We start from the raw sequence: 8,035 nt of genomic DNA, 5'->3' as shown, positions 1-8,035 counted from the left end.
ACCGGCAGGCTCATCAGGGTGCGTTGGTGCCACATCAGCTTGCGATTCCTGGCCACGAAGACCAGGCTGACCAGGTTGTAGAACACGCTGGCCAGGCGCGCCCCATCGTGGTACGGCAGCAGCGGATGCAACAGCTTGGCAAACAGCACTGCCGTCCAGTAATACAGCGGCGGCTTTTCCATGAAGGGCTGGCCGGCATTGGTGGGTACCAGATACTGGCCGGAGACCAGCATGTGATGGATCATGCCGAAGGAATAGGTTTCATCCTGCTTCCACGGCCCATGGCCGACGATGCCTGGCAGCAGCCAGGCCGCACCGGCCAGGACCAGCAGCAGCCAGGCAGCGCGCTCGGGCAGGGCGCGCCTGGTCGCCGCCGGGACCGGTGCCGGCGAGGCAGTAAGCGTCGTGCCCGCCTTGTCTTCAGTGAGCGAATCGAATAGGAACATGCTGGATCTACGGATGCGAGCCGGCAGTGCCGCTCGCGCAATCATCAAAAACCGAAGACCCGAGCGCAGCAGGAGGAGCACGCAGCCATCATCGGCCCACTCATTCCAGGAGCGGAACCGTTAGCCATATCGCCATCCTCTGCGCGCGGGTTTTCTCCCCTCTACGCGTGATTGCTTTATTTTTCTTGGTGAGGATTGTTGCCTTGAGAAGTCTTCCTGGTTCGGAAGCCGGCGGCTTTTATGGTGCACTGCAGAAAAAATGAGCAATACTGTATTTTGGCACAACGCCTGCATTAAATGACAGGTTTGTAAGGAAACTTGTGAAGATTCGCGTCATTCCTGCCACGTTGCGACCGCCCAGGATCGCCAGCAAGATTGATGCAGCACATGGAAGCAGGGGATCCCGCACGCTGTTGCCCCGGTCATCACGATGGGGCGGACTATCCTGTTACCATAGCGCCTTTGCCCCAGCCCGGTTTGCCTGACAGGCCGGGCAGCCGCCAACGCCAGCCACGATACGTATGTCCCACCACATCAGTTCCTCCGCACTGCCCGAAAAATCCGGCATGTCGCGCGCCGAGGTGCGCGCCAGTGTTTCCCTGGCCTCCATTTTTTCCCTGCGGATGCTGGGCCTGTTCCTGGTCCTGCCGGTGTTCGCGGTGCACGCGCACAGCCTGCCCGGCGGCGACAGCGACACCCTGGTCGGCATCGCCCTGGGCATCTACGGTCTGGCCCAGGCGTGCGGCCAGATCCCCTACGGCATCGCCTCCGACCGTTATGGCCGCAAGCGCATCATCGTCATCGGCCTGTTGCTGTTCGCGCTGGGTTCCTTCGTGGCGGCCGGCGCCCACAATGTGCTGTGGCTGCTGATCGGCCGTGCGCTGCAAGGCTCGGGTGCGATTTCGGCGGCCATCACCGCCTTCATCGCCGATTCCACCCGGGAAGAACACCGCACCAAGGCCATGGCCATGGTGGGCGCCTCCATCGGCGTCACCTTCGCCGTCTCGATGGTGGCCTCGCCGTTGCTCTACAAGTCCGTCGGCATGGGCGGCATCTTTGGCCTGACCGGCGTGCTCTCGCTCATCGCCATCGCGGTGGTGCTGTGGGTGGTGCCGACTGCACCCATGGTGCAGGCCAAGCGCGTACCGCTGCGCGAGGTGCTGCGCCATGCTGAATTGCTGCGCCTCAATTTCGGGGTCTTCACGCTGCACCTGACCCAGGTTGCCATGTTCATGGTGGTGCCGGCGGCGCTGGTGCAGATGGCCGGCCTGCCCTTGGGGGAACATTGGAAGATCTACCTGCCGGTGGTGCTGGCCTCCTTTTTCCTGATGCTGCCGCCCATCATCGTGGCCGAGAAATATGGCCGCATGAAGCCGGTCTTCGTCGCGGCCATCAGCCTGATGCTGTTGGTGCAACTGGGCTTCTGGGCGGTGCTGTCGCATCCGCTGGCGCATCTGTGGATGCTGGTGGCGCTGCTGTTCCTGTTCTTTGTCGCCTTCAATATCCTGGAAGCAGCGCAACCTTCGCTGGTGTCGCGCATTGCCCCGCCTGCAGCCAAAGGTGCAGCATTGGGCGTCTACAACACCTTGCAGGCGCTGGGACTGTCCTGTGGCGGCGCGCTCGGCGGCTGGCTCAAACAGCATGTGAACAATTCCGCGGTCTTCCTCTTGTGTGCCGTGCTCACCGCGACCTGGCTTATAATCGCGGCTAACATGAAAAACCTGCCGCGCCGCGCTGCGCCGGTGGCGGGTGCAACAGCCTAAACGTATTGGAGAAACAATGGCATCGGTCAACAAAGTCATCATCGTCGGCAACCTGGGGCGCGATCCCGAAACGCGCTACATGCCCAACGGCGAAGCCGTCACCAACATCGCCGTCGCCACGACCGAAAGCTGGAAGGACAAGAACACCGGCGAAAAGAAGGAACTCACCGAATGGCACCGTATCACCTTCTACCGCAAGCTGGCTGAAATCGCCGGCCAGTACCTGAAGAAGGGCTCGCAGATCTACGTCGAAGGCCGCCTGCAGACCCGCAAGTGGCAGGACAAGGAAGGCGTGGAGCGCTACACCACCGAAATCATTGCCGACACCATGCAGATGCTGGGTGGCCGCCAAGGCGCCGGCGGTGGTGGCGGCATGGACGAAGGTAGCTACGGTGGTGGCGGAGGCGGCAGCTACGGCGGCGGTGCGCCGCGCCAGAGCGCCGGTGGTGGTGCAGCCGGTGGCGGCGCCCCGCGCCAGCAGCCGGCCCAACGCCCGGCGCCGAACTTCTCGGACATGGACGACGATATTCCTTTCTGATCGCGCGTCGTTTCCTTTATCTGGACGTCATCCAGGCTCATTCCTCCGGGAATGGGCCTTTTTTCTTTGAGGTTGCCTGCACAGCGATGCCCCGTGCTCACGAGCATTTCTCGTTGTGCACCGCCCCAAGCGGCAACACCCCGACCTGGCGCCATTGCTGCTGGTACTGGTAGAGCGTGAAGCGTGGCTGGGCATGGGCGCCATTGGGGGCAAAGCTGATCGTCCCGTTCAATCCCGCATGGTGCATGGTGCGCAAGGTGGCGGCGATGCGTTCACCATCGGTGGAGTCACTTTGCAGGATGGCCGCGATCAGCACGCTGGCGGCATCGTAGGCATAGTAGGAATAGGTACTGGGTGGCTCGTTGAAACGCTTGGTATAGGCCTGGGTAAAGGATTTCCAGCGCGGGCAATGGGTGCGCGGGACTTCATATTCCAGGGCATAGGCCTGGGACAGGTCGACCTCGCCCAAGGATAGGCGGGTCGCACCGCCCAACAGCAACAGCCGCGCCTCCAGACGGGCGCGCCGCGCCTCATCGAGGAAGGCGGCAGCCTGCGGAAACAAGGCCAGGAACACCACCACATCGGCCTGGTATTGGCTGGCCGCCTTGATCGCAGCGTTGAAGTCGGTGCTGCGGCGACCGACCAGGTAACGCATGGTGGTCGTGCCGGCTTGCTTGCCCAGCCGGCTGATCAGTTCATCGCTCACGGCATTGCTGAAGACGGTGTCATTGTGGATCACGAACACCCGCTTGCCCCCCAGGGTGCGCTTGACCACCTCTGCCAGCGCGGCACTCAGTTCGCTGGTGCTACCCACCACCCGGAACGGCATCCGATTGCCCTGGTTGGTCCACAGGCTGGTGCTGGCCGTGAAGCCGATCTGCGGGATATGCGCCGCCTCATAGAGCTCGGCCGTGGCCATGGCGGCATCGCTGCTCCAGGGGCCGAGGATACCGGCGACTTTCTCCTTGATGAAGTAATGTGCAACATTGACACCGAAATTGGCGGTGCCCTGGTCATCCTGCGCCAGCAGACGGAAACGATATGAAGATTTCTTCTTGGCAGCCAGGGCATTGGCATCGTCCACCGCCATTTCGGCCCCATGCCAGGCGCTTTGTACGATGGGTTGCGTCAGCCACGCACTCAAGCCCAGCGTCACATAGCGGAGTTGCTCGGATCGGGCTGGCGTCATCGTGCACGGCAGCCAGAGGGCGATGATGAGCGTCATCGTCGTGGTGATTCTCCGCATCTCTTCCCCCTTGGTCCCTCTGAACCGGTGGTCATTCCTGATCTTGTGATGGTCTTTCATCCGTACGCAGGTACGGAATCAAAAATATACACATCCTTGGCCGCTTGAGCCATGCGCGGGCGCAGGGATGCCTCGCCTGCGGTCCTGATGGCGTTCGTCAATCAGGAAAATCCTTGTTTTTTTCATGCAAAACAGGCGAGCACATCAGTAAATTCCTGTTGAAAAATCAAATTTAACCAATAAAATAAATTCATCAATAAAAAATAGTTTATGTCAAATTTATTATTTGTTGATGCACCAACTGATGCAGGGAGCATTGAGTCGGAACGCCCGTCGCAGGCCTGTCCCGATTGAGCCATTTCTTTCCATAGGAATTTCCATGAAAACTTCACTCATAGGCCGCTTCACCATTCGCCAGATCTTCATCATGCTCACGGCAGTCATCAGCCTGCTGATGGCCACCATTGTCCTCATTGCCATGGCGCTGGAACGTAGCGATGCCGAACTCAATGCCGCCAATGAAAACCGCTATGTGTCCTTCCAGTTGGCCACCGAGTTGCGCCAGAGTTCGGACGACCTGACCCGCCTGGCGCGCACCTATGTCATCACCGCCGATCCTTCCTATGAAAAACAATACGAAGCGATCCTGGCCATTCGCGACGGCAAGCAGCCGCGCCCCGAAAACTATGGCCGCATCTATTGGGATTTCGTCGCCGCCGATGGCAAGCCGCCGCGGCCGGACAGTACGCAACGTATTGCCTTGCTCGACCTGATGCGCCAGGCCGGCTTTGCCGAGGCCGAGCTGGCCAAGCTCAGTGAAGCCAAGGCCAATTCGGATGCCCTGGTGAAGACCGAAACGGTGGCCATGAACATGGTCAAGGGGCTCTACGAAGATGCGCAAGGCAACTTCACCCGACGCGGCGAACCCGACTTGGCAAAGGCGCGGGAGCTCATGCACGACCATGCCTATCACCTCAACAAGGCCAAGATCATGCGCCCGGTCGACCAGTTCTTTGCCATGCTCGATGCCCGTACTTCGGCACAGGTCGAGAAAGCCCGTGCACATTCGGCCAACATGGCGCTGCTGTTCCACGCCCTCATCGGTATGGCGCTGGTGGTGCTGGCCTGTACCCTCATGGTGGTCTACAAGGCCATCCGCGATCCCCTGGCCCATGCCGCTGGCGTGGCGCGCCGGGTGGCGCAGGGCGACCTGACGGCGGACATCAATACCAACATCAAGGGCGAGACCGGTGAATTGCTGGAGGCCTTGCGCACCATGCAGGCCGGCTTGCAGACCATCGTCACCGATGTGCGCGAGGGCGCTCATCGCATCGACAATTCGGCCACCGAGATCGCCGCCGGCACGCTGGACCTGTCCAACCGCACCGAGCAGCAAGCCGGTTCACTGGAAGAAACCGCCTCTTCGATGGAAGAGATCACCTCCACCGTCAAGCAGAATGCCGGCAACGCCCGGCTGGCCAGCGAACTGGCCAGCGCCGCCTCGGCCGTGGCGCTCAAGGGTGGAGCGGTGGTCTCGCAGGTGGTGGAAACCATGGGTGCCATCAATGCCTCGTCCAAGAAAGTGGTCGACATCATCGGCGTGATCGATGGCATCGCCTTCCAGACCAATATCCTGGCCCTGAACGCGGCGGTGGAAGCGGCGCGTGCCGGTGAGCAGGGGCGCGGCTTCGCCGTGGTGGCGACCGAAGTGCGCAGCCTGGCGCAGCGCTCGGCGGCAGCAGCCAAGGAAATCAAGGAACTCATCGACAACTCGGTGACCAAGGTCGATGCCGGCAGCCTGCTGGTCAACCAGGCAGGTAGCACCATGCAAGAAGTGGTCAGCAGCGTGCAGCGGGTCACCGAGATCGTCGCCGATATCAGTTCGGCCAGCCAGGAGCAATCGGCCGGCGTGGAGCAAGTCCAGCAAGCTATCAGCCAGATGGATAACGTGACCCAGCAGAATGCCGCTCTGGTGGAACAGGCCTCGGCCGCTGCCGAATCGATGCAGGGGCAGGCGCACAAGCTGAGCGAACTGGTCGGTGCATTCAAGACCAAGGCAGGTTCGCCGTCGCTGGTGGTGCGCTAGGGCCTGGGCAGATATCAGAGGTCAGAGCTCAGAGCGGCCAGCGCAACTGAAAGCAGGTACCGCCCAGCGCCGAGGGTTGGCAATCGGCGGTACCGTGGTGGGCGCTGGCAATGGCGCGTACCACGGCCAGGCCCAGGCCGCTGCCCTTGTGCGGGGCAGCGGCGGCGCGCGGGCCGCGCTGGAAGGCGTCGAAGATCATCTGCGCATCGGTCGCAGCCAGCCCCGGCCCGCTATCTTCCACGCGCAGATAGTGTTGGCCATCGACGCTGCCGGTGCTGATGCGCAGCGTGCCCGGCGTGGCGTGTTGCAGGGCGTTTTCCAGCAAGGCCAGCAAGGCTTGGCGGATGCGCACTGGATCGCATACCGTGCGCTGCAGCCCGAGCGCCAGGGTGATGGTAAACCCCTTGTCTTGCAGCGCTGATTCACAGGCCTTGAGCACCGTGACGATTTCCTGTTGCAGGTCGGTCTGCTGCAACTGGACCCGTAGATGTCCGCTCTCGGCCAGGCCGACGATGCGCAAGTCTTCGATCAGCCTTCCCAGTCCCTCCACTTGCATCAGCAGACTGGCAAAAAGCGCCGGGTCGGGCTGGAACACGCCATCGGTCAAGCCTTGCAGACGACCGCGCAGGATCGTCACCGGGGTGCGCAGTTCGTGCGCGATGGCGGCATTCCAGAAGTTGCGTTCCTGTTGCACCCGTTCCAGCCGCTCGGCCATGGCATTGAAGTCACTGATCAGTTGCGAGGCTTCGTCCAGCGGCTGGCGCTCGGCCGCCGCGCGCGCGCTCAGGTCGCCCTGCGCCACGCGCCGCAGGCTGGTGGCCACCGAATTGAGCGGGGTCAGGATGCGCCGCGACAGGCGTATCGCCACCCACACCGCGATGGCCACGCCGATCAAGGTGGTCACGAAGATCCAGCTCCATTCGACCGGTGAGGGCAGCCAACTGTCGGGGGCTGACAGCGCACCGGGCATGAAGATGAACAGCGTTGAATAAAACGCATACGAGCCCAGCAACACCATGAGCATGATGGTCAGCGCCAGGGTTGCAATGGAGCTGATGATCTGGCGCGCCAGACCCTTGCCGCGCCACAGGGTCAGCAGGTCGATGCCGGGTTTCATGTCTGCTCCTTGCTCTGGATGGCCTCAAGCGCCTTGCTGGAAGCGGTAGCCGACCCCGCGAATGCTGACCGGAATGCCGGCAATGCCGAGGTCTTCGAGTTTTTTACGCAGCTTGCTGACGTGACTGTCCACGGTGCGCTCCAGCGTATCGCCTTCGGGCAGGCAGGAGGCCAGCAGTTCGGCACGGCTGAAGACGCGCCGTGGCGCGCGCGCCAGTTGTGCCAGCAGCTTGAATTCGGTCAGGGTCAGCACCAGGGTATGGGATACCCCCTCGATCTCGGCCACCGCTTCATGCTGTTCGAAGTCGATCACGAAGGGCGGCACGCGCAGGATGCGGCGCTCTTCCCGTTCTTCACGCGGCTGGCTGCGGCGCAGGACCGCTTCGACTCGCGCCACCACTTCAGCCGGATTGAATGGCTTGACCACGTAATCGTCGGCGCCGATGCGCAGGCCCGTCAGCTTGTCCACGTCCTGGTCCAGGGCGGTGAGCATGATGACCGGCGTATTGTCGCGCTGGCGGATCTGCGACAGTACCTGCCAGCCGTTGACCTGTGGCATCTGGATGTCCAGCAGCACCAGGTCGGGCTTCAGTGAGAGATGCAATTCCAGCGCCTTGGCGCCATCGGCCGCATGGACACTGCGCATCCCGCTGCGCGCCAGGTAGGCCGCCAGGATCTCGGCGATCTCGGGCGCATCCTCGGCGATGAGGATCAGCGCGCCGCTGGCCGGGGCCAGCTCGCCAGATGAGGGGTGTGATGCCGACATTCTTTCCTTCTCCATCGAAACTCCATCGTTGTATCGCGCAATCCTCACGCTTTTCGCCCAGACTCCGCCTTCGC

At 62.2% G+C, this 8,035-nt stretch carries 7 protein-coding genes; 3 read left to right on the top strand and 4 right to left on the bottom strand.

Translation table 11 applies throughout. From position 1 onward, the window contains the following. Window positions 1-446, bottom strand: a 446-nt coding sequence (locus I5W_RS12985) for an ArnT family glycosyltransferase (protein ID WP_044529539.1), incomplete at its 3' end; no start/stop codon positions are given. Between the two features lie 521 nt (window positions 447-967). Here I5W_RS12985 and I5W_RS12980 point away from each other — a divergent pair. Beyond that, window positions 968-2,209, top strand: a complete 1,242-nt coding sequence (locus tag I5W_RS12980) for an MFS transporter (RefSeq protein ID WP_017452537.1) — start codon at window positions 968-970, stop codon at window positions 2,207-2,209. 16 nt (window positions 2,210-2,225) lie between these two features. Next, window positions 2,226-2,747, top strand: a complete 522-nt coding sequence (gene ssb, locus I5W_RS12975; RefSeq protein ID WP_039784059.1) for a single-stranded DNA-binding protein — start codon at window positions 2,226-2,228, stop codon at window positions 2,745-2,747. A gap of 97 nt (window positions 2,748-2,844) precedes the next feature. On the opposite strand, the gene I5W_RS12970 is transcribed toward ssb, so the two are convergent. Further along, a complete protein-coding gene (locus I5W_RS12970) occupies window positions 2,845-3,993 on the bottom strand; it encodes a branched-chain amino acid ABC transporter substrate-binding protein (protein WP_252717009.1) in 1,149 nt (382 codons plus the stop codon). 379 nt (window positions 3,994-4,372) lie between these two features. Here I5W_RS12970 and I5W_RS12965 point away from each other — a divergent pair, with 379 nt between their 5' ends. Continuing rightward, the gene (locus tag I5W_RS12965) at window positions 4,373-6,079 is read left to right on the top strand and encodes a methyl-accepting chemotaxis protein (RefSeq protein WP_044529537.1); all 1,707 of its coding nucleotides are present in this window, start codon (window positions 4,373-4,375) and stop codon (window positions 6,077-6,079) included. 28 nt (window positions 6,080-6,107) lie between these two features. Here I5W_RS12965 and I5W_RS12960 read toward each other — a convergent pair whose 3' ends face one another. Both I5W_RS12960 and I5W_RS12955 read right to left on the bottom strand, forming a co-directional pair. After that, the gene (locus I5W_RS12960; RefSeq protein ID WP_044529536.1) at window positions 6,108-7,196 is read right to left on the bottom strand and encodes an ATP-binding protein; all 1,089 of its coding nucleotides are present in this window, start codon (window positions 7,194-7,196) and stop codon (window positions 6,108-6,110) included. Window positions 7,197-7,220: 24 nt separating this feature from the next. Beyond that, the gene (locus I5W_RS12955; RefSeq protein ID WP_171427083.1) at window positions 7,221-7,961 is read right to left on the bottom strand and encodes a response regulator; all 741 of its coding nucleotides are present in this window, start codon (window positions 7,959-7,961) and stop codon (window positions 7,221-7,223) included. Window positions 7,962-8,035 lie beyond the last annotated feature (74 nt).

This window comes from Herbaspirillum sp. B65, assembly GCF_000333555.1.
Taxonomy (GTDB): Bacteria; Pseudomonadota; Gammaproteobacteria; order Burkholderiales; family Burkholderiaceae_D; genus Herbaspirillum; species Herbaspirillum rubrisubalbicans.
This window is presented reverse-complemented; position numbering and strand designations above follow the sequence as displayed.